The organism is Pelagibius sp. (assembly GCF_965249265.1).
GTDB lineage: Bacteria > Pseudomonadota > Alphaproteobacteria > Kiloniellales > Kiloniellaceae > Pelagibius.
Genome location: NZ_OZ252224.1, coordinates 2196644 through 2218906 on the forward strand (window position 1 = coordinate 2196644; position 22263 = coordinate 2218906).

Annotated in this window: 22 protein-coding genes; all 22 read left to right on the forward strand. The window is 62.7% G+C overall.

Annotated features, from left to right (window positions below):
* Nucleotides 1–33 precede the first annotated feature (33 nt).
* A complete protein-coding gene (locus ACP146_RS10525) occupies nucleotides 34–657 on the forward strand; it encodes an NADH-quinone oxidoreductase subunit C (RefSeq protein WP_422366708.1) in 624 nt (207 codons plus the stop codon).
* Complete coding sequence (locus ACP146_RS10530; RefSeq protein WP_422366709.1) at nucleotides 657–1835, forward strand: NADH-quinone oxidoreductase subunit D; 1179 nt, start codon at nucleotides 657–659, stop codon at nucleotides 1833–1835. The genes ACP146_RS10525 and ACP146_RS10530 overlap by 1 nt, the downstream gene beginning before the upstream one ends.
* Entirely contained in the window at nucleotides 1832–2467 is a 636-nt protein-coding gene (gene nuoE / locus ACP146_RS10535; protein WP_422366710.1) for an NADH-quinone oxidoreductase subunit NuoE, read from the forward strand. Before ACP146_RS10530 ends, nuoE begins: the two co-directional genes overlap by 4 nt.
* Entirely contained in the window at nucleotides 2467–3753 is a 1287-nt protein-coding gene (nuoF, locus tag ACP146_RS10540; RefSeq protein ID WP_422366711.1) for an NADH-quinone oxidoreductase subunit NuoF, read from the forward strand. Before nuoE ends, nuoF begins: the two co-directional genes overlap by 1 nt.
* Nucleotides 3754–3763: 10 nt before the next feature.
* Complete coding sequence (gene nuoG, locus ACP146_RS10545; protein WP_422366712.1) at nucleotides 3764–5842, forward strand: NADH-quinone oxidoreductase subunit NuoG; 2079 nt, start codon at nucleotides 3764–3766, stop codon at nucleotides 5840–5842.
* 7 nt (nucleotides 5843–5849) lie between these two features.
* Nucleotides 5850–6881: an NADH-quinone oxidoreductase subunit NuoH gene (gene nuoH, locus ACP146_RS10550; protein WP_422369641.1), complete on the forward strand. Its 1032-nt coding sequence runs from the start codon at nucleotides 5850–5852 to the stop codon at nucleotides 6879–6881.
* Nucleotides 6882–6897: 16 nt separating this feature from the next.
* A complete protein-coding gene (nuoI, locus tag ACP146_RS10555) occupies nucleotides 6898–7386 on the forward strand; it encodes an NADH-quinone oxidoreductase subunit NuoI (RefSeq protein ID WP_422366713.1) in 489 nt (162 codons plus the stop codon).
* Nucleotides 7387–7497: 111 nt separating this feature from the next.
* Nucleotides 7498–8112 (forward strand): NADH-quinone oxidoreductase subunit J, encoded by a 615-nt coding sequence (locus ACP146_RS10560; protein ID WP_422366714.1) that lies wholly within the window; start codon nucleotides 7498–7500, stop codon nucleotides 8110–8112.
* Nucleotides 8113–8116: 4 nt separating this feature from the next.
* Nucleotides 8117–8428: an NADH-quinone oxidoreductase subunit NuoK gene (gene nuoK, locus ACP146_RS10565; protein ID WP_367575658.1), complete on the forward strand. Its 312-nt coding sequence runs from the start codon at nucleotides 8117–8119 to the stop codon at nucleotides 8426–8428.
* A gap of 10 nt (nucleotides 8429–8438) precedes the next feature.
* Entirely contained in the window at nucleotides 8439–10388 is a 1950-nt protein-coding gene (nuoL, locus tag ACP146_RS10570) for an NADH-quinone oxidoreductase subunit L (protein ID WP_422366715.1), read from the forward strand.
* A gap of 7 nt (nucleotides 10389–10395) precedes the next feature.
* Complete coding sequence (locus ACP146_RS10575; RefSeq protein ID WP_422366716.1) at nucleotides 10396–11928, forward strand: NADH-quinone oxidoreductase subunit M; 1533 nt, start codon at nucleotides 10396–10398, stop codon at nucleotides 11926–11928.
* A 10-nt stretch (nucleotides 11929–11938) separates the two neighbouring features.
* The gene (gene nuoN, locus ACP146_RS10580) at nucleotides 11939–13393 is read left to right on the forward strand and encodes an NADH-quinone oxidoreductase subunit NuoN (protein ID WP_422366717.1); all 1455 of its coding nucleotides are present in this window, start codon (nucleotides 11939–11941) and stop codon (nucleotides 13391–13393) included.
* Complete coding sequence (locus ACP146_RS10585; RefSeq protein ID WP_422366718.1) at nucleotides 13390–14175, forward strand: biotin--[acetyl-CoA-carboxylase] ligase; 786 nt, start codon at nucleotides 13390–13392, stop codon at nucleotides 14173–14175. The genes nuoN and ACP146_RS10585 overlap by 4 nt, the downstream gene beginning before the upstream one ends.
* A gap of 26 nt (nucleotides 14176–14201) precedes the next feature.
* On the forward strand, nucleotides 14202–14978 hold the full coding sequence (locus ACP146_RS10590) for a type III pantothenate kinase (RefSeq protein ID WP_422366719.1): 777 nt from the start codon (nucleotides 14202–14204) through the stop codon (nucleotides 14976–14978).
* A 14-nt stretch (nucleotides 14979–14992) separates the two neighbouring features.
* Nucleotides 14993–16666 carry a ribonuclease J gene (locus ACP146_RS10595; RefSeq protein WP_422366720.1) on the forward strand — a complete coding sequence of 558 codons (1674 nt, stop codon included), beginning with the start codon at nucleotides 14993–14995 and terminating at the stop codon, nucleotides 16664–16666.
* An 83-nt stretch (nucleotides 16667–16749) separates the two neighbouring features.
* Nucleotides 16750–17154, forward strand: coding sequence for a methylmalonyl-CoA epimerase (gene mce, locus ACP146_RS10600; protein WP_422366721.1), 405 nt, complete (start codon nucleotides 16750–16752; stop codon nucleotides 17152–17154).
* 8 nt (nucleotides 17155–17162) lie between these two features.
* Nucleotides 17163–17402, forward strand: coding sequence for a DUF1467 family protein (locus ACP146_RS10605; RefSeq protein ID WP_422366722.1), 240 nt, complete (start codon nucleotides 17163–17165; stop codon nucleotides 17400–17402).
* A gap of 42 nt (nucleotides 17403–17444) precedes the next feature.
* Nucleotides 17445–18017 carry a DNA-3-methyladenine glycosylase I gene (locus ACP146_RS10610; protein ID WP_422366723.1) on the forward strand — a complete coding sequence of 191 codons (573 nt, stop codon included), beginning with the start codon at nucleotides 17445–17447 and terminating at the stop codon, nucleotides 18015–18017.
* A 290-nt stretch (nucleotides 18018–18307) separates the two neighbouring features.
* A complete protein-coding gene (locus tag ACP146_RS10615; RefSeq protein WP_422366724.1) occupies nucleotides 18308–18796 on the forward strand; it encodes a hypothetical protein in 489 nt (162 codons plus the stop codon).
* 137 nt (nucleotides 18797–18933) lie between these two features.
* A complete protein-coding gene (proS, locus tag ACP146_RS10620; RefSeq protein WP_422366725.1) occupies nucleotides 18934–20262 on the forward strand; it encodes a proline--tRNA ligase in 1329 nt (442 codons plus the stop codon).
* A gap of 9 nt (nucleotides 20263–20271) precedes the next feature.
* Nucleotides 20272–21519 carry a lipoprotein-releasing ABC transporter permease subunit gene (locus ACP146_RS10625; protein ID WP_422366726.1) on the forward strand — a complete coding sequence of 416 codons (1248 nt, stop codon included), beginning with the start codon at nucleotides 20272–20274 and terminating at the stop codon, nucleotides 21517–21519.
* The gene (locus ACP146_RS10630; RefSeq protein ID WP_422366727.1) at nucleotides 21512–22210 is read left to right on the forward strand and encodes an ABC transporter ATP-binding protein; all 699 of its coding nucleotides are present in this window, start codon (nucleotides 21512–21514) and stop codon (nucleotides 22208–22210) included. The genes ACP146_RS10625 and ACP146_RS10630 overlap by 8 nt, the downstream gene beginning before the upstream one ends.
* Nucleotides 22211–22263 lie beyond the last annotated feature (53 nt).

The following is a 22263-nucleotide window of genomic DNA, read 5'->3' on the forward strand; positions in this document are numbered from 1 at the left end:
CTACCACTTGCCACGAGGATAGGCGGAAGTTCGATGACCGAAGCGCTGCAGGATCTTGGCGACTATCTTTCGGCTGCCCTTGCCGAGGACCTGCTGGACCGGGATATCGGCCACGGGCAGCTCAATCTGCACATCAAGCGCGACTCGCTGCTGAAGGTGCTGACGCTCCTGCGCGACGATCAGAATTGTCAGTTTAAGCAACTCATCGACCTGACGGCGGTTGACCGCCCCGAGCAGGCCGAGCGCATGGAACTGGTCTACAATCTGCTGTCCCTGAAGCTGAACCAGCGTATTCGTGTGAAGCTGTCGACCGACGAGCGCAGCCCCGTGGCTTCGGCCGCCGGCGTGTTCTCGGCAGCGATCTGGCTGGAACGTGAAGCCTGGGACATGTTCGGCGTTTTCTTTTCCGGCCACCCGGACCTGCGCCGCATCCTGACCGACTACGGCTTCGAAGGGCATCCGCTGCGCAAGGACTTCCCGCTGACCGGCTTCAAGGAAGTGCGTTACGACCAGGAGCAGAAGCGGGTGGTTTACGAGCCGGTGAAGCTGCCGCAGGAGTTCCGGCACTTCGATTTTCTCAGCCCTTGGGAGGGCATGCTGCGCCTGCCGGGCGACGAGAAGGCCGAGGCCGAGAAGGGTGAGGAGGGAGCCGCCTGATGGCTGAAGTACAGATCAAGCCGCTGACCCTCAACTTCGGGCCGCAGCATCCGGCCGCCCACGGCGTTCTGCGCCTGGTGCTGGAGATGGACGGCGAGGTGATTGAGCGTGCCGATCCTCACATCGGCCTGCTGCACCGCGGCACCGAGAAGCTCATCGAGTACAAGACCTATCTGCAGGCGGTGCCCTACTTCGATCGCCTGGATTACGTCGCGCCGATGAACCAGGAACACGCCTTTGCCCTGGCGGTGGAGCGCCTGCTGGGAATCGAGGTGCCGATCCGCGGCCAGTACATCCGGGTTCTCTACTGCGAGATCGGCCGCATCCTCAACCACCTTCTGAACATCACCACCTTCGCCATCGACGTCGGGGCCATGACCCCGATCCTCTGGGGCTTCGAAGAGCGCGAGAAGCTGATGGAGTTCTATGAGCGGGCCTGCGGCGCGCGACTCCATGCCGCCTATTTCCGCCCCGGCGGGGTCCACCAGGACCTGCCGGCCGGCCTGCTGGAAGACATCGCGACCTTCTGCGAGACCTTCCCGCAGGTGATCGACGACATCGAGGGGCTGCTGACCGAAAACCGGATCTTCCGGCAGCGCACGGTGGACATCGGCACGGTCAGCCGCGAAGAGGCCGAGGACTGGGGCTTCTCCGGGGTCATGATGCGCGGCTCCGGCGTGGGCTGGGATCTGCGTAAATCGCAGCCCTATGACTGCTATGCGGATCTGGAGTTCGACATTCCCGTCGGCAAGAACGGTGACTGCTACGACCGTTACCTCTGCCGTATGGAGGAGATGCGGCAAAGCCTCAGGATCATGCAGCAGTGCATTGAAAAGATGCCGGAAGGGGCGGTTCAGGTCGCGGACCAGAAGATCACGCCGCCCAAGCGCGGTGAGATGAAGCGCTCCATGGAAGCGCTGATCCATCATTTCAAACTCTATACCGAGGGCTATCACGTGCCGCCGGGCGATACCTATGCGGCCGTCGAGGCGCCGAAGGGCGAGTTCGGTGTCTATCTGGTGGCCGACGGCAGCAACCGTCCCTACCGCTGCAAGATCCGCGCGCCGGGCTTTATGCATCTGGCGGCGATGGACTTCATGTGTAAGGGGCACATGCTGGCCGACAGCGTCGCCATCCTCGGCTCTATGGATATCGTTTTCGGCGAGGTCGACCGATGAAGACCACCAGCTTCCCGAAGGGCAACAGCGAAGATTTTGCCTTCGATACGGAGAACCTGAAGCGTGCCGAGACCATCACCGCGCGCTATCCGGAGGGACGCCAGTCCAGCGCCATGATCGCGCTGCTGGATCTGGCGCAGCGCCAGAACGGCGGTTGGCTTTCGGTGCCGGCGATCGAATACGTCGCCAACTATCTGGAGGTCGCGCCGATCCGCGCCCACGAGGTCGCCAGCTTCTATTCGATGTTCAACACCCAGCCGGTGGGCAAGCACTTCATCCAGGTCTGCCGTACCACCCCGTGCTGGCTGCGCGGGTCGGACGGCATCACCGAGGCTTGCAAGAAGAAGCTTGGGGTCGGGCTGCGCGAAGTCAGCGAAGACGGCCTCTTCAGCGTCATCGAGGTGGAATGCCTGGGTGCCTGCGCCAATGCGCCGATGGTCCAGATCAACGATCATTATTACGAAGACCTGACGCCGGAGCGCATGACCGAGATTATCGACGAATTGCGTGCCGGCGAGGATGTGCCGGTCGGCTCCCAGACCGGGCGCCTGTCTTCGGCGCCGGAGGGCGGTCCGCAGACCCTGTTGGAAGTGGCGGGATCGGAAGTTGCCAGCCCGGGGGAGGGCGACTGATGCTGCAGGACAAAGACCGGATCTTCACCAATCTCTACGGCCAGGACGACTGGAGCCTTGCGGGCGCGCGCCGCCGCGGCATCTGGGATAACACCAAGGCACTGCTCGAACTGGGCCGTGAGCAGATCGTCGAGACGATCAAGGACTCCGGCCTGCGCGGCCGCGGCGGGGCCGGTTTTCCGACCGGTCTCAAGTGGTCCTTCATGCCCAAGGAACCGAGCGAGCGGCCGTCCTATCTGGTTGTCAACGCCGACGAATCCGAGCCCGGCTCCTGCAAGGACCGGGAGATCCTGCGCAACGATCCCCACCGGCTGCTGGAAGGCTGTCTGGTGGCCGGTTTCGCCATGGGCGCCTCGGCCTGCTACATCTACATCCGCGGGGAGTACTTCCACGAAGGCTCCCAGGTCCAAAAAGCCATCGACGAGGCCTATGACGCCGGGTTGATCGGCAAGAATGCCGGCGGCAGCGGCTACGACTACGACATCTATCTGCACCGCGGTGCCGGGGCCTACATCTGCGGCGAAGAAACCGCTCTACTGGAGAGCCTGGAAGGCAAGAAGGGCCAGCCGCGCCTGAAGCCCCCCTTTCCTGCGGCGGTCGGCCTCTACGGCTGCCCGACGACGATCAACAATGTCGAGACCATTGCCGTGACGCCGGAGATCCTGCGCCGCGGCGCCGACTGGTGGACGGCGCTCGGCCGCCCCAACAACACCGGCACCAAGATCTTCAGCATCTCCGGCCATGTGAACAATCCGCTGAATGTGGAAGAGGAGATGGGCATCCCGATGAAGGAGCTCATCGAAAAACATGCCGGCGGCGTGATCGGCGGTTGGGATAATCTGCTGGCGGTGATCCCCGGCGGGTCTTCGGTGCCCTGCCTGCCGGCGCCGATCTGCAACACTATGCTGATGGACTTCGATTCGCTGCGCGAGGCCCAGTCCGGGCTCGGTACGGCGGCCGTCATCGTGATGAACAAGTCGACCGACATCGTCGACGCCATCGCCCGCCTGTCGCATTTTTACATGCATGAAAGCTGCGGCCAGTGCACGCCCTGCCGCGAGGGCACGGGCTGGATGTACCGGGTGATGACCCGCCTGGTGCGCGGTGAGGCGGAGATGGAAGAGATTGATACCCTGCTGGATGTGACCTATCAGGTGGAGGGTCATACCATCTGCGCGCTTGGCGACGCAGCGGCTTGGCCGATCCAGGGGCTGTTGCGCCACTTCCGTCCGGAGGTCGAGCGGCGCATTCTCGATTATCAAAAGTCCCGGGCGGCGGCGGAGTAGGGGGAAAACGATGCCGAAGCTGACAATCGACGGTAAGGAAATCGAGGTCGCGGACGGTCTTACCGTGCTGCAGGCCTGCGAGTTGGCCGGCGTCGAGATTCCGCGTTTCTGTTACCACGACCGCCTTTCGGTAGCCGGTAACTGCCGCATGTGCCTGGTGGAGATGGAGCGGGCGCCCAAGCCGATCGCTTCCTGCGCCATGCCCGTCGGCGAAGGCATGGTCATCAAGACCGATACCGACAAGGTCACCAAGGCCCGCCAGGGCGTGATGGAGTTCCTGCTGATCAATCACCCTCTCGACTGCCCGATCTGCGATCAGGGCGGCGAGTGCGACCTGCAGGACCAGGCCATGGCCTACGGCTTCGACCGCAGCCGCTATCAGGAGAACAAGCGCGCGGTCTCTGAGAAGTACATGGGCCCGCTGATCAAGACGATCATGACCCGCTGCATCCAGTGCACCCGCTGCGTGCGCTTTGCGACCGAGGTGGCGGGCGTCGAGGAAATCGGCCTGGTGAACCGCGGCGAGCATGCTGAAATCACAACCTTGGAACAGGCTGTGGGATCGGAGCTTTCCGGCAACATGGTCGACGTCTGTCCCGTCGGCGCCCTGACCTCCAGACCCTATGCTTTCGCGGCCCGGCCCTGGGAGCTTCGCAAGACCGATTCCATTGATGTGATGGACGCTGTCGGCTCCAACATCCGCATCGACACGCGGGGCCGCGAGGTCATGCGGGTGTTGCCGCGCCTGCACGAAGACATCAACGAAGAGTGGATCTCCGACAAGACGCGCCATGCCTGTGACGGCCTCGGGCGCCAGCGCCTCGACCGTCCTTATCTGCGCAACGCCGAGGGCCGCTTGGAGGCGGTGTCCTGGGGCGATGCCTTCGCCGCCATCGCGGCGCGCCTGAAAGGGCTCAGCGGCGACAAGATCGCCGCCGTCGCCGGTGACCTCTGCGATGCCGAAGCGATGATGGCCCTCAAAGACCTGATGAAGGGCCTGGGCTCGGAAAACCTGGATTGCCGGCAGGACGGCGCCAAGCTCGATCCCGCCACCCGTGCCGGCTACCTGTTCAACACCACCATCGCCGGAATCGAAAAGGCCGATGCGGCGCTGCTGATCGGCACCAATCCGCGCTGGGAAGGGCCCCTTGTGAACGCCCGCCTGCGCAAGCGCGCGTTGATGGGCGGCTTCAAGGTGGGGCTTATCGGCCAGCAGGTCGACCTGACCTATGGCTACGACTATCTGGGTGCCGGGCCGGAAAGCCTCAGCGAAATCGCCGAGGGTCGTGGCGCCTTTGCCGAGATCCTGGAGAAGGCCGAGCGCCCGATGCTGATCCTCGGCATGGGGGCCCTCACGCGGCCCGACGGTGCGTCCGTGCTGGCCGCGGCCCGCAAGGTCGCTGAGCGCTATGGTATGCTGGCTGAAGGCTGGAACGGCTTCAACGTCCTGCACACGGCGGCGGGGCGGGTTGCAGGTCTCGACCTTGGTTTCGTTCCCGGCGCAAACGGGCGCGATCTTGAGGGCATTCTGAAGGGTGCCGAAGACGGCGCGATCCAAGCGGTCTATCTGCTCGGCGCCGATGAGATCGACATGGGCCGTTTGGGCCAGCCCGGGCAGGGGCCCTTCGTCATTTATCAGGGCCATCACGGCGATGCGGGCGCGCACCGCGCCGACGTGATCCTGCCGGGGGCGGCCTATCCGGAAAAGAACGCCACCTACGTGAATACCGAGGGACGGGTTCAGTTGGCACGGCTGGCGAGCTTCCCGCCCGGCGAAGCCCGTGAAGACTGGACCATCCTGCGCGCCCTCTCGGAGGCGGTGGGCGAACGCCTGCCTTATGACAATCTGGGCGAACTGCGCCAGCGGATGATCCAGGCCAATCCGGTTTTTGCCGCGGTCGATCAGATCGAAGCGGCCCCCTGGGGCAATTTCGGCGAGGCGGGCACCATGGAGGCAACCCCCTTCGTTTCGCCCATCGGCAACTTCTATATGACCGATCCGATCAGCCGCGCCTCGGCAACCATGGCGGAGTGTACCGAGGCCTTCGGGCTCGGCGCCAAACGGGGAGCGACCGGAACCCATGGTTGATCAATTCATGAGCTGGTGGTTTTGGGACAGCTTTGTCGGCCAGGGCGTGCTTATCGTTGCCCAGATCGTCGCAATTCTGGTCCCGCTGCTGTTGTCGGTGGCTTATCTGACTTATGCCGAGCGCAAGGTCATCGGCGCCATGCAACTGCGCAAGGGCCCCAACATCGTCGGCCCCTTCGGCCTTCTGCAGCCTATCGCCGATGCGGTGAAGCTGCTGTTCAAGGAAACCATCCTGCCCGCCGGCGCCAACAAGATCGTTTTCATCATGGCGCCGATGCTGACCTTCATCCTGGCGATGATCGGCTGGGCGGTGATCCCCTTCGACTATGGCCTGGTGCTTGCCGACATCAATGTGGGCATCCTCTACCTCTTCGCCATCTCCTCGCTCGGTGTCTACGGCGTCATCATGGCGGGCTGGGCCTCGAACTCGAAGTATCCTTTCCTGGGCGCGCTGCGTTCGGCCGCGCAGATGGTGTCCTACGAAGTCTCCATGGGTTTCGTGATCATCACCGTGCTGCTGCTGGTCGGCTCCCTGAACCTCACCGACATCGTCATGGCGCAGCAAGGCGACTACGGCATCTTCAGCTGGTTCTGGCTGCCGATGCTGCCGATGTTCGTGATCTTCTTCATCTCGATCCTGGCGGAGACCAACCGCTCCCCTTTCGACCTGCCGGAAGGCGAGTCGGAACTGGTGGCCGGTTTCTTCGTCGAATACTCCTCGATGCCCTTCGCGCTCTTCTTCCTCGGCGAATACGCCAACATGATCCTGATGAGCGCGATGACGGCGATCCTCTTCCTCGGCGGCTGGCTGCCGCCCTTCGATATTGCGCCCTTTACCTGGATCCCCGGCCCGATCTGGCTCTTTATCAAGATCGCCATGGTGCTGTTCTGCTTCCTCTGGGTGCGGGCGACTTTCCCGCGCTACCGCTACGACCAGCTCATGCGTCTCGGCTGGAAGGTGTTCCTGCCGTTCTCGTTGTTCTGGGTGGTGCTGACCGCCGGGGTGCTGATCGCTTTTGACATGGTGCCGAACTCATGACGGCAGGAGACAAGACATGGGCATGATGGAGCGTGGCCTGAAGAGCCTGCTGCTCGGCGAACTGCTTTCGGGCATGTCGCTGACCCTGCGCTACTTCTTCAAGCCGAAGGTGACGCTGAACTATCCTTACGAGAAAGGACCGCTGAGCCCGCGGTTCCGGGGTGAGCACGCGCTGCGCCGCTATCCCAATGGGGAGGAGCGCTGCATTGCCTGCAAGCTCTGCGAAGCGATCTGCCCGGCTCAGGCGATTACCATCGAGGCCGAGCCGCGTGCCGACGGCAGCCGCCGGACGACCCGCTACGACATCGACATGACCAAGTGCATCTACTGCGGCTTCTGTCAGGAAGCCTGCCCGGTGGATGCCATCGTCGAGGGACCGAATTTTGAATTCGCGGCCGAGACCCGTGAGGAGTTGTTCTACAACAAAGAGAAACTGTTGGATAACGGCGATCGTTGGGAAACAGAGATCGCCCAGAATCTTGAAATGGATGCGCCCTACCGCTGACCGGCGGAAAACGGGGGCGGCCTTCGGGCCTGAAATTGGGGGAAGAACCGTGCGCACAGACATGAGTGCCGGAACATCGATTTGCCGCGTGATGGGCGAAAGGAGGCAGCCGTGATTCTTCAGGGTCTGGCCTTCTATCTCTTCGCCGCCGTGACCGTCGCCGCGGGGGTGATGGTGATAACCTCACGCAATCCCGTTCACTCGGTTCTGTTCCTGATCCTCGCCTTCTTCAACTCCGCCGGGCTTTTCGTTCTGATGGGTGCCGAGTTCCTGGCCATGATTCTGGTCGTGGTCTACGTCGGCGCCGTGGCGGTGCTCTTTCTTTTCGTGGTGATGATGCTGGACATCAACTTCGTGCAGATGCGCGAGGGCTTCATGCAGTATCTGCCCCTGGGGGCGATGATCGGTCTCATCCTGCTGGTCGAGTTGATACTGGTCGGCGCCGCCTGGGTCATTGCGCCCCAGGCCGAAAGCCTGGCGGCCGTGCCGGCGGCTCCTGCGGGCGATCTTCACAATACCCGGGCGATCGGCAATGTGCTCTACACCGACTACGTCTATCTCTTCCAGGTGTCCGGCCTCATCCTGCTTGTCGCCATGATCGGCGCCATCGTGCTGACTCTGCGCCAGCGCGAGGGCGTGAAGCGCCAGTCGATTGCCGAACAGAATGCCAGGAAGCGCGACGAGGCGGTCGAGGTGAAGCAGATTCCCACCGGAAGCGGGGTCTAGGAAGATGCTGGAAATCGGACTGGGCCACTATCTGACCGTCGCGGCGATCCTCTTTACCCTCGGGATTTTCGGCATCTTCCTGAACCGCAAGAACGTCATCATCATTCTGATGTCGATCGAGTTGATGCTGCTGGCGGTAAACATCAACCTCGTTGCCTTCTCGACCCATCTGCAGGATCTGGTCGGACAGATCTTCGCCATGTTCGTGCTGACCGTGGCGGCCGCCGAGGCGGCCATCGGCCTCGCGATCCTCGTGGTTTACTTCCGTAACCGCGGGTCCATCGAGGTCGAAGACATCAACATGATGAAGGGTTAGGGCAGGGGCCATGGATCAACTCATCGTCCTGCTGCCGCTGCTCGGCGCGATCATTGCCGGCTTCTTTGGCCGCATGATCGGCGACAAACTCTCCATGCTGGTGACCTGCGGCCTGCTGGTCATCTCCGCCGTGCTTTCCGGCTTTGTCTTCTTCGATGTCGGGATTCAGGGCAACGCGCGCACCACGGAACTCTTCACCTGGATCGATTCCGGCAGCTTCGAGGTCAGTTGGGCACTGCGCGTCGACACCCTGACGGCGGTCATGCTGGTGGTTGTCACCTGGGTTTCCTCCATGGTGCACATCTACTCCGTCGGCTACATGTCGCACGACAAGGCCAAACCGCGGTTCTTCGCCTATCTCAGCCTTTTCACCTTCTTCATGCTGATGCTGGTGACCGCCGACAACTTCGTGCAGATGTTCTTCGGCTGGGAGGGTGTCGGTCTGGCCTCATACCTGCTGATCGGCTTCTGGTATGAACGGTCGTCTGCCTGCGCGGCGGCGATCAAGGCCTTCCTGGTCAACCGGGTCGGTGACGTCGGCTTCGCGCTCGGTATCTGCGGCGCCTTTGTCCTCTTCGGCGCCGCCGGCTTTGACGAAGTCTTCAACGCCGTGCCCGGCATGGCCGATGCAGAGTTCGTCGCCTTCGGGATCGAGGGCCATGCCCTGACCATCATCTGCATCCTGCTGTTCATCGGCGCCATGGGTAAATCGGCCCAGCTCGGCCTGCATACCTGGCTGCCGGACGCCATGGAGGGCCCGACCCCGGTCTCCGCCCTGATCCATGCCGCGACCATGGTGACCGCCGGTGTCTTCATGGTGGCGCGGCTCTCGCCGATGTTCGAATACGCGCCCACGGCGCTGGAACTAGTCACCTATGTCGGGGCGCTGACCGCCTTCTTCGCCGCCAGCGTCGGCCTGACCCAGAACGACATCAAGCGGGTCATCGCCTATTCGACCTGCTCGCAGCTCGGCTACATGTTCTTCGCCATCGGCGTTTCGGCCTATTCAGCGGCGATCTACCACCTGATGACCCACGCCTTTTTCAAGGCGCTGCTGTTCCTCGGCGCTGGCTCGGTCATCCATGCCATGTCCGACGAACAGGACATGCGCAAGATGGGCGGCACCTACAAGCTGATCCCCATGACCTACATCCTGATGTGGATCGGCACCCTGGCCTTGTTGGGTATCGGCATCCCGGGAACCTACGTCGGCTTCGCCGGTTTCTTCTCCAAAGACATCGTCATCGAGGCGGCCTTCGCCGACCATTCGACCCACGGCACCTTCGCCTTCGTCGTGGGTGTGACCGCCGCTGCCATGACGGCCTTCTATTCCTGCCGCCTTATGTTCATGACTTTCCACGGCACGCCGCGAGCCTCCAAGGAAGTCATGTCCCATGTCCATGAGTCGCCCCCGGTGATGCTGCTGCCGCTGGTCTTCCTGGCCATCGGTGCGGTCTTCGCCGGCGGCGCCATGTACTACTTCTTCGTTGGCAGCGGGATGGAAAGCTTCTGGGGCGAGTCGCTCAAGGTTCTGCCGGAGAACAACACCGTCGAAGCGGCGCATCATGTGCCCTTCTGGGTGAAGGCCTCTCCCTTGGTTGCCGGCCTGCTCGGCATCGGCCTCGCCTGGCTGATGTATATCGCCTCGCCGGATCTGCCCGGCAAGCTGGCCGGGGCCTTGCGTCCGCTGTACCTCTTCTCCTTCAACAAGTGGTACTTCGACGAACTCTACGACCGGGTCTTCGTGCGTCCCGCGCGCCTTCTGGGTTTCGGTCTCTGGAAGGGCGGCGACGGCGCGGTCATCGACGGGCTGGGTCCCGACGGGATCGCGGCCACCACCCGGGACCTTTCGCGCCGCGCCTCGCTGCTGCAGAGCGGTTATGTCTATCACTATGCTTTTGCCATGCTGATCGGGGTCGTCTTCCTGGTCACCTGGTACATTCTGAGCCAACTGGGGTGATCATCCGATGACGGGCTGGCCGCTTCTTTCGACGATCACTTTCCTGCCGCTGGCGGGCGCACTCATCATCCTCCTCATCGGGCGTCACGACGACGAGGCGGTGGTGGCCAAGAACGCCCGCTATATGGCGCTCTGGACCTCCTTCGTCACCTTTATCGTGTCGCTGTTCCTCTGGACCGGATTTGACCGCAGTTCCGCGGATTTCCAGTTTGTCGAACGGGTGGATTGGATCCCGGCGTTCAACATCAGCTACCACATGGGCGTCGACGGCATCTCCATGATGTTCGTGCTGCTGTCGACCCTGCTGACGCCGCTCTGCGTGCTGGCCAGTTGGAACGCCATTCAGAACCGGGTGAAGGAGTACATGGTCGCCTTCCTGGTTCTGGAAACCCTGATGGTCGGCATGTTCTGCGCCCTGGACATGGTGGTCTTTTACATCTTCTTCGAGGGTGTGCTGATCCCGATGTTCCTGATCATCGGGATCTGGGGCGGCGGCAGGCGGGTCTACGCGGCCTTCAAGTTCTTCCTCTACACGCTCCTGGGTTCGGTGCTGATGCTGCTGGCGATCCTCGCCATGTACTTCGACGCCGGCACAACCGACATTCCGACCCTGCTGGCCCACGGGTTCCCGGCCTCCATGCAGACCTGGCTCTGGCTCGCCTTCTTTGCCTCCTTTGCGGTGAAGATCCCGATGTGGCCGGTGCATACCTGGTTGCCGGATGCTCACGTCGAAGCGCCGACGGCCGGCTCGGTGATCCTGGCCGGGGTGCTCTTGAAAATGGGCGGTTACGGCTTCCTGCGGTTCTCGCTGCCGATGATGCCCGAGGCCTCGGACTTCTTCGCGCCGCTGGTCTTCTCGCTCTCGGTCATCGCGGTGATCTACACCTCGCTGGTGGCCCTGGCGCAGGAAGACATGAAAAAACTGATCGCCTATTCGTCCGTCGCCCATATGGGCTTCGTGACCATCGGCATCTTCGCCGCCAACCAGCAGGGTATCGAGGGGGCGATCTTCCAGATGCTCTCCCACGGCGTGGTCTCGGCCGCGCTCTTCCTCTGCGTCGGCGTGGTTTACGACCGCCTGCATACCCGTCTGATCGCCCGCTATGACGGTCTGGTCGAACGGATGCCGGCCTATGCCCTGGTCTTCATGGTGTTCATGCTGGCGTCCGTGGGGCTGCCGGGAACCAGCGGCTTCGTCGGCGAGTTCCTGGTGCTGGTCGGTGCCTTCCAGGTCAATACCTGGGTCGCCCTTCTGGCGGCGACCGGCATGGTGCTGGGGGCGGCCTACATGCTCTACCTCTACCGGCGCATCATCTTCGGCAAGATCACCAAGGACGATCTGAAGTCGATCCTCGATATGGATTGGCGGGAAAAGGCGGTCTTCGCCCCGTTGATCGTGCTGGTTCTCTGGATGGGTATCTATCCCGCCTCCTTCATCGACGTCATGGCGCCCTCGGTAGAGCGTCTGGTGGAGAACTATCAGGTCGCCCTGGCCAACTCCGAAGGTCCGCTGCTTGCCGGCCTCTGGCCGTTGCGTTAGGAGAGGCGCGATGTCTGAACTGAACCTCACCGCCGCCCTTCCGGAAATCTTTCTTGCCGTTGCCGGCATGCTGCTGCTGATGCTGGGCGTGTTCCGGGGCAACGGCGGCACGCGCCTCGTGCTCTGGCTCACCGTCGGCAGCTTCGCCGTCGCCTTCCTGATGGTGGCCGGCATGATGGGGCGCAACGAGCTGGCGATGGGCGGGCTTTTCGTGGCCGATGCGTTCGGCGATTTCATGAAACTGCTGGCGCTTCTCGGCTCGGCCACCGCGCTGATCATGTCGATCCGCTTCATTGAGCGGGAGGATATGGCGCGCTTCGAATACCCGGTGCTGATCCTCTTCGCGACCCTCGGCATGATGCTGATGATATCGGCCAACGACATGCTGTCGCTCTATGTCGGCCTTGAATTGCAGAGCCTCTCGCTCTACGTCGTCGCCGCCTTTCGCCGCGATCATCTGCGCTCCAGCGAGGCCGGACTGAAGTACTTCGTCCTCGGGGCGCTTTCCTCTGGCATGCTGCTTTACGGTATGTCGATGATTTACGGCTTCGCCGGCACCACCTCCTTCGACGGTCTCGCCGCCCTGACGGCAGCAAAGGTCGCAGCCGGCGAGGCGCCGGCCATCGGGCTGATCGTCGGGATCGTCTTCCTCTCCGCCGGTCTGGCCTTCAAGATTTCCGCCGTGCCCTTCCATATGTGGACGCCCGACGTTTATGAAGGCGCGCCGACCCCGGTGACGGCTTTCTTCGCGACCGCGCCGAAAATCGCGGCCATGGCCCTGATCATCCGGGTGATGATTGAGCCTTTCGGCGACATGCTGGCCCAGTGGCAGCAGATCATCTGGTTCATTTCCCTGGCGTCCATGGTTCTTGGCGCCCTGGCGGCGATCTATCAGACCAACATCAAGCGGCTGATGGCCTACAGCTCGATCGGGCATATCGGCTATGCCCTGGTCGGTCTGGCCGCGGGCACGGAGGAAGGGGTTCAGGGCATCCTGATCTACCTCACGATCTACATCTTCATGAACCTCGGCACCTTTGCCTGCATCCTCTGCATGCGTCAGAAGGATGTGATGGTCGAGAACATCGACGATCTGAAGGGCCTCAGCAAAACCAATCCGTTGATGGCCTTTGCGCTTGCCGCCTTCATGTTTTCCATGGCGGGCATTCCGCCGCTGGCCGGCTTCTTCGGCAAGCTCTATGTCTTCCTGGCGGCTATCGAGGCAGGCCTCTACTTCCTCGCGGTCTTCGGGGTCCTGGCTTCCGTGGTCGGCGCCTTCTATTACCTGCGGATCGTCAAGCTGATGTACTTTGACGAGCCGGCGGAATCCTTCGACCGCCCCATCGGTCGGGAGATGTCACTGATCCTGACCGGGACGACGGTCGTGATCCTGCTGTTGTTCCTGGTGCTGGGGCCGCTGCACGACGGAACGGCGCTGGCGGCCGCTTCGTTGTTTGAGGGATGATTCCCGATCCGTCGAAGGACCGCGCGCTGAAGCTGCCGCCGGCCTATCGTCTGGTGCAGCTTGACGAGGTCGACAGCACCAACAGCGAAGCCAAGAGACGCGCTGCGCAGGGTGCCGAAGACGGGACGCTGATCTGGGCGCGCCGGCAGACCGGTGCTTACGGCCGCCAGGGGCAGCCCTGGAGCGGCGGTGGCGGTGATCTTTTCTTTTCCCTCATCACCCGGCCGGACTGTAGACTGGCTGAAGCCGCGCAGTTGAGCTTCATCAGCGCCGTCGCTCTGGGTGACGCCGTCGGCAGTGTCGCACCGCCGCTGATCGAAGTGACCTACAAATGGCCCAACGACGTGCTGTTTAACGGTCGAAAGGGTGCGGGCATCCTGTTGGAATCAAAAGGTGATGACGCCGGCGGGCTGGAGTGGCTGGTGATCGGCATCGGCGTCAATATCGCGTCCTTTCCCACCGAGACACGCTTTCCGGCGACCAGCCTGCAGTTCGAGGGCTGTCCCGCCTCGGTCGGCGCCGTCGATCTGCTGGAGGCTTTCAGTCGGCACTTTCTTTCGCGGGTGAACTCTTGGCTGGAAGACGGTTTTGCGCCGAGCCGGCAGGCTTGGTTGCGCCATGCCCACGGGCTGTCGGAGGAAATCGAGGTGCGGCTGCCGCAGGAGACGTTCACCGGCCGTTTCGAGGGGCTCGACTCCCAAGGCGCGCTGCGCTTGGTTCTGGCCAACGGCAGCGAGCGCAGCGTCGCCGCGGGGGAGGTTTACTTCCCCGATGGTGGCTGAGGCCTGAGAAGGGAAGGGCGACACCCATGCTGCTCACCATCGACGCCGGGAACACCAATGTCGTTTTCGCCATCTTTGAAGGCGAGACACTGCGCGCCAAGTGGCGCGCCTCCAGCGATGCCAAACGGACGGCGGACGAATACGCGGTCTGGCTGACCCAGCTGATGGCGCTGGAAGGTTTGAAACCCGCCGATGTGGCCCAGGCGATCATTGCCAACGTGGTCCCGGCGGCGACCTTTCAACTGACGACCCTCTGCGAGTCCTTTTTTCAGACCAAGCCGCTGCTGATCGGCGACCCGGCCGTCGATCTGGGTATCGCGGTTCATATGGACAGGCCGGAGAACGTCGGTGCCGACCGCTTGGTGAATGCCCTGGCGGCTCATCGCAGCTACGGCGGCCCCTTGATCGCCATCGACTTCGGGACGGCCACGACCTTCGATATCGTCGGTGCGGACGGGGCCTACGAAGGCGGCGTTATCGCGCCTTCGGCCCAGCACTCCAGCGAGGCGCTCTACCGGGCTGCGGCGCAGCTGCCACGGGTGAAGATTGAACGCCCGGAAAGGGTGATCGGGAAGGATACGGTGCCGGGTATGAAGTCGGGCATCTATTGGGGCTATGTCGGTCTGATCGAGGGGCTGGTGGCGCGCATACGAGAGGAATACGGTAAACCGATGAAGGTCATTGCCACCGGCGGGCTGGCGCCGATCTATGCCGAGGCGACGGCGACCATTGAGGCCGTGGACCAGGACCTCACCCTGCGCGGCCTGCGCCTGATTCATGCTGCGAACGTGACCACCGCTTGATGAAAACAGATCGTATGAACCGCAGCTACGCCGGATCGGACCTCGGCGCCGACGCCCTTTATTTCCTGCCTCTGGGCGGGACCGGCGAAATCGGCATGAACCTTAATCTTTACGGTCACAAGGGCGCCTGGCTGATGGTCGATCTGGGCATCACCTTTGCCGACGAGCGGCTGCCCGGCGTCGATGTCTTGATGCCCGATCCCTCGTTCATCGAGGACCGCCGCGACGATCTGGCCGGGCTGGTCCTGACCCATGCCCATGAAGACCACATTGGTGCGGTTCCCTACATCTGGCCGCTGCTGCGCTGCCCGGTCTACGCGACACGTTTCACATCGGCGCTGCTGCGGCGCAAGCTGGCCGAGTTCGGCCTGCTGGACGAGGTGCCGCTGACCGAGGTGCCGCTTTCCGGCAGCTTCTCCGTCGGTCCCTTCGATATCGAGCTCATCACCCTGACCCATTCGATTCCGGAGCCCAATGCGGTGGTCATCCGTACCGACGCGGGTTCAGTGCTCCACACCGGCGATTGGAAGCTCGATCCGGAACCGCTGGTTGGCGACAACTACGACGAGACGCGCCTGAAGGCCTTGGCCGAAGAGGACGTGCTGGCGATGGTCGGTGACTCGACCAATGCCATGGTGAATGGCGTGGCCGGGTCCGAAGCCGACGTGCGAAACCGTCTGCGCGACGTGGTCTCAGGCTTGACGCAGCGTGTGGCGGTTGCCTGCTTTGCCAGCAATGTGGCGCGGCTCGAAACCGTCATCCGGGTGGCGGAGGAAACCGGGCGCCGGGTCTGCCTGCTGGGCCGTTCCATGCACCGCATTGTCGAGTGCGCCCGGGAGAGCGGCTATCTTGAGGGGCACCAGCCTTTCGTTTCCGAAGACGAGATCGACTACCTGCCCCGCAACGAGGTGCTGTTGCTCTGCACCGGCAGTCAGGGGGAGCCGCGGGCGGCGCTCTGGCGCATTGCCCGGGGCGACCATCCCTCGGTCGGCCTGGATAAGGGCGACGCCGTGGTCTTCTCCTCCCGCGTGATCCCCGGCAACGAGACCAAGATCTTCGAACTGCAGAACGCCCTGGTCGAGGCTGGGGTCGATATCATCGACGACCGCAGCATCCATGTGTCCGGCCATCCCGGCCGTGACGAACTGATCCAGATGTACCAGTGGGTGCGCCCCCAGATCGCCGTCCCGGTGCATGGCGAAAGGCGGCATCTTGCTGCCCATGCCCAGATCGCCAAGGAATGCCAGATCCCCCAGCAGATCGTCGGGCGGAACGGCGCCATGATCCAGTTGGCGCCGGGTGAGGCGAAGATCATCGACCAGGTGCCTTCCGGGCGGCTGGCCTACGAGGGGCGGCGTTTGGTGCCGGTCAACTCGCCGGTGATCAAGGGACGCCAGAAACTGGTGTTCAACGGCGCGGCGGCGATCACCCTGGTTTTGGACGAGCACGGCAAGTTGGACGGCGAACCGGAGATCAGTACCATCGGACTGTTCGAGCCGGATGAGCCGACCGATGACCTAGAGGAGATCGAGATTGCCGTGCGCGATGCCGTCGGCCGATTGGGCAAACGCGACCGCCGCGATGACGCCGCGGTGGAAGAGGCGGCGCAGCAGGCCCTGCGCCGCACCGTCAACCGCCTGCTCGGCAAGAAGCCGGTGACCATGGTCCATGTCATTCGGTTCGAGTAACCGGCGGCTTGAATAGCTGGCGGTTTGAGTAACGGGGCCATTCGCGTAGGATCGCATCCGGATCTGTCGAAAGGAGACAAAGCATGATCGGCCGTTTGAACCACGTTGCCATTGCGGTGCCGGACCTCGAGGCCGGCGCGGCGGTCTATCGTGGCATGCTGGGGGCGGAAGTATCGGCGCCGCAGGCGCAACCCAAGCACGGCGTCACCGTTGTCTTCGTCAAGCTGCCGAACACCAAGATTGAGCTTCTGGAGCCTCTGGGCGAAGACTCTCCCATCGCCGCCTTCCTGGCGCGCAATCCGTCGGGCGGAATGCATCACGTCTGCTACGAGGTGGATGACATCCTGGCGGCCCGTGACCATCTGGTCGCCGAGGGGGCCAGGGTGCTGGGGGACGGTGAGCCCAAGATCGGCGCCCATGACAAGCCGGTGCTCTTCCTGCATCCAAAGGACTTCTGCGGCACCTTGGTCGAGCTTGAACAGGTCTAGCGCGGGCGATGAACTGGTTTACCGGTATTCTTGTTTACACCATGGTCTGGTGCGTCGTGTTCCTGACCGTACTGCCCTTCGGCGTGCGCCGGACCGAGAACCCGCAACCGGGTCACGAGGTGGGCGCGCCGGAGCGTCCCATGCTGTGGCGCAAGGTTCTGATCACCTCCTGCCTCGCGGCGGTGATCTCTCTCGGTATTCATTTTGTCATCGAGCAGGATTGGATCAGCTTCCGCGCCGGCCGCTAAGGCGATGCGCTACTCCTTCGCCTGCATTTTGAAAGAGCCCAGATGAGCAGTTACTGCGACTTCGCCGCAGATCACCCGATCCATGCATACTATCATAACCACGAATACGGCTTCCCGGTCAGCGACGACGCGGTGCTTTTCGAGCGCCTGATTCTGGAAATCAACCAGGCCGGGCTTTCGTGGGAACTGATGCTGAAGAAGCGGGATAACTTTCGGGCAGCCTATGACGGCTTCGACATCGCCAAGGTGGCCGCCTATGGCGAGAAGGAACGGACCCGGCTGTTGAATGACGCCGGTATCATCCGCAACCGCCTGAAGGTCGATGCGGCGATCGAGAACGCCAAGCGGATTCTGGTGCTTGCCGAGGAACACGGTTCCTTCGCCGGATGGGTCGCGGCCCAGCACCCACTGCCGAAAGAAGATTGGGTGAAGCTGTTCCGCAAGACCTTCAAATTCACGGGTGGGGAGATCGTCGGGGAGTTCCTGATGAGCATCGGCTATCTGCCCGGCGCTCACCGGGAGGATTGCCCGGTGTATCGCAAGATCGCCCGCCTGAACCCGCCCTGGATGGCCGCCGCGAAGAAGGCTAGGAAAGCCAAAAAGGCAAAAAAATAGGCAAGCCGAAGCCTGCCGTCACCAGTTCCCTGTCAGGTTATGCAGCCCGATTATGGACCTTCTTGTTGTTGGACAGTCCCGAGGGGCTGTCAAAAGGCGTATCCACCCTAAACCTGGGCCGCGCTGCCCTTATTGAGGGCAGTTCTTACGGGAAAATACTAATAGCCCAAAGCACTATCCACGTCATCACTTTTCTAACATTATTACGCTGATGACCTATGTTGCATTGCAACAATTTCGGATCGACTACCTTATGGCTTTCTTAAACGGCCCGGTTCTAGGTTTTGTCCATGCGACTCACTTTCATCCCGCGACACTGCATTTCCCGCTTGGCGAGGGTGGCCCTGACAGGGTTCTGCCTTGGCGTGTTCCTGTCTTCTCCTGCCGCTGCGGAAGAGCCCTATCTGACCATCAGTGAGCGGGATTGCCGGCTGCTGACCCGTCATCTGCCCTCGGCCGATGTGGCCTACCAGCCCGGGGTCGATGTCCGTGGCAAGCCGGTCGCACCCGCCGATCTCGGGGCCAATGATCCTTCTGGGGCAAAAGGCGTAATTCTGCCCCAGGCTGTAGTGATCCCCATCGAGGTGGACTTGTTTGACCGCTTCGGCATTCCTGCTGGCGGAGTCAATTTCGAGGCTGACGCCTTTATCGGCGAGGTCACCGTCGACCTCGGGACCGGTGAGGCCTACTTCAACGGCCAGCCCCTGCAAAGCGAGGCCGAGGCTGAACTGGCCGCCCGCTGCCAGCGCATCATCAGGGACGCTGAAACCGCAGAATAGCGGCGCCCGCCGGGCTTGGCGGGCCATGGACAAGGCCCCGGGCTTCCCATATACAACAACACCCCGTTTTCTTTGGCCGTCTTTGGCCGAGACGGGGCTGAAACCCAACCCGAGACCGGTCACAGCCAGAGTTTTCTATGCGCCTTTCGCAGTATTTCATGCCGACCCTGCGGGAAACCCCCAAGGAAGCGGAAATCGTCTCCCATCGTCTGATGCTGCGCGCCGGCATGGTGCGCCAGGCCTCGGCCGGCATCTACTCCTGGCTGCCCCTGGGTTACCGGGTGCTGCGGCGGATCGAGCAGATCGTCCGTGAAGAACAGGATGCCGCAGGCTGCCAGGAACTGCTGATGCCGACCATTCAGTCGGCCGATCTCTGGAAGCAGTCGGGCCGCTACGACGACTACGGCAAGGAGATGCTGCGCATCCAGGACCGCCATGACCGGGAGATGCTCTACGGCCCGACCAACGAGGAACTGATCACCGAGATTTTCCGCAACGGCGCCAAGAGCTACCGCGATCTGCCCAAGGGGCTCTACCACATCCAGTGGAAGTTCCGCGACGAAGTGCGGCCGCGTTTCGGTGTGATGCGCGGGCGCGAATTCCTGATGAAGGATGCCTATTCCTTCGATCTGGATTACGAGTCCGCGCGGCGCGCCTATCAGCGCCAGTTCGTCGCCTATCTGCGGACCTTTGCCCGCATGGGGTTGAAGGTCATCCCCATGGAGGCGGATACCGGCCCCATCGGCGGCGACCTCAGCCACGAGTTCATCGTGCTGGCCGAGACCGGGGAGTCGGAAGTCTTCTGCGACCGCGAATTCCTCGATCACGACGTTCTCGAAGATGCCTTCGATTATCAGGATGATGCCGGGGTGCAGAAGGTGGTGGAATACTTCACCAATCTTTACGCCCGCACGGACGAGAAGCACGACCAGGGCCTGTTCGAAAAAGAGGTGCCGGAGGCACGGCGCTACATCGGCCGGGGCATCGAGGTCGGCCACATCTTCTATTTCGGCACCAAGTACTCCGAGCCCCTCGGCGCTCTGGTGACAACGCCCGACGATGAAACCGTGCCGATCCACATGGGGTCCTACGGCGTCGGCGTATCGCGGCTGGTGGGCGGCATCATCGAAGCAAGCCATGACGACAACGGCATCATCTGGCCGGAGGCGGTGGCGCCCTTCAAGGTCGGCCTGGTGAACATCCGCGCCGCCGATGCGGACTGCACGGCGGCTTGCGACAAGCTCTATGGCCAACTGGCCGCGGCGGGCGTCGAGGTACTCTACGACGACCGCGACGAGTCGGCTGGTGCGAAGTTCGCTTCCATGGATCTGATCGGCCTGCCCTGGCAGTTGGTGGTCGGCCCGCGCGGTCTGAAGAACGGCGTGGTCGAACTGAAGCGGCGCGGCGGCAACGGCGAGCGTGAGGAACTCTCGCCCGATGCTGCCATCGCCAGGCTGGTCGCCTAGGGCGCCGCGATGATCTTCAATGCTTTCGAACGCCTCGTTGCGATGCGCTATCTGCGGGCGCGCCGCGAGGAGGGTTTCATCTCCGTCATCGCGGTTTTCTCCTTTCTCGGAATCATGCTCGGTGTCGCCGTCCTGATCATCGTCATGGCGGTGATGAACGGTTTTCGCCAGGAGTTGCTGTCGCGCATCCTTGGCGTGAACGGCCATCTGACGGTCTTCGCCGACGGCGGCGGCATTAATGGCTACGACGATCTTGCAACCCGGCTGATGGCGGTCGAAGGGGTGACCGGGGTCAGTGCCCAGGTTCATGGCCAGGTGATGGTCACTGCCGAGGGTTCGGCGACCGGTGCGCTGGTGCGGGGCATGCGCCGCGAGGACATCGCCGCCCGTCCCATCCTTGCCGACAACATCATCAGCGGCAGCCTTGCCGACTACGGTGTCGACGACGGAATCCTGATGGGCCACCGCCTGGCGCGGCAGCTCGGCCTCAGGGTTGGCGACAACGTGACCCTGGTGTCTCCCTCCGGCACCACCACGGTGATCGGCACCGTGCCGCGCCTGAAGACCTACAGCATTGCTGCACTCTTCGATGTCGAGATGTACGAATACGACAACGGCTTCCTCTACATGCCCTTGGACGCCGCACAACTCTTCTTCCGTTTGCCGGAATCGGTCAATGCCGTGGAGGTTTTTGTCGGCAACGCGGATGAGGCGCTCGGCGCCAGACGATCCATACAACAGGCTCTGGGACCGGGCTTTCGAACCGTCGACTGGCAGCAGACCAATGCCAGCTTCTTCAACGCCATTCAGGTCGAACGCAATGTCATGGCGCTGATCCTGTCGCTCATTATTGTCGTTGCGGCTCTGAACGTGATTTCCGGACAGACCATGCTGGTGAAAGACAAGGGCAGGGACATCGCCATCCTGCGTACCATGGGCGCAACCCGGGGCATGATCCTGCGGATCTTTCTGCTCAGCGGCGCCAGTATCGGCGTGATCGGCACCATCTGTGGCTTCGCCTTGGGGTTGGCGTTTTCCAGTAACATAGAAACCATCCGACAGGCTCTGCAGAGGCTGACCGGAAGAACCATCTTCGATGCGGAGATCTACTTTTTGTCGCGCTTACCGGCTGAGGTTGATTCCACAGAAGTGGCCGCCGTCGTCATCTTCGCGCTGATCCTCTCCTTCCTGGCGCCGCTCTACCCCGCTTGGCGAGCGGCGCGCCTCGATCCCGTTGAGGCCTTGCGCTATGAATGAGCGGGGGCATAACGCTCAGGCCAGTTTGGAGCTTCGCGACGTAAAGCGGGTTTTCAAGCAGGGGCGCAATGCGCTGGAGGTGCTGCACGACGCCTGCTTCACCGTCAGCGCGGGCGAGATGGTCGCCCTGGTGGGACCGTCGGGTTCGGGAAAGTCGACGCTGCTCCACATTGCCGGCCTGCTTGAAAAACCGGATGCCGGCGAGGTGCTGATCGGTGGCGAAGCCTGTCTGAAGCTGTCCGACCGTGCGAGCACGGCGCTGCGCCGCCGCACCATCGGCTTCGTCTATCAGTACCACCATTTGCTGCCGGAATTCTCGGCGCTGGAGAACGCGGTGCTGCCGCAGATGATCGCCGGCGTGTCGAAAGCAGAAGCGCGGGAGCGGGCGGCGGCTTTGCTCGACTCGGTGGGCCTGACACCGCGGGCGAGCCACAGGCCCGGCCGGCTGTCCGGTGGTGAGCAGCAGCGCGCGGCAATCGCCCGTGGGCTTGCCAATGACCCCTCGATCCTGCTGGCGGACGAACCCACCGGCAACCTGGACCCGGAGACGGCCGACGGTGTTTTCGCCCAACTGGCCGGCCTGGTGCGGGACGGCGGCCTGGCAGCCCTCATCGCCACCCACAACATGGACTTGGCAAAACGCATGGACCGCGTCCTGCGCCTTGAACACGGCCACATCGTCGAGGCCTAGGCGGCCCAAGTTACCCACAGTGGTTGCCAACCTGTTCTCCCTGACGCGACTCG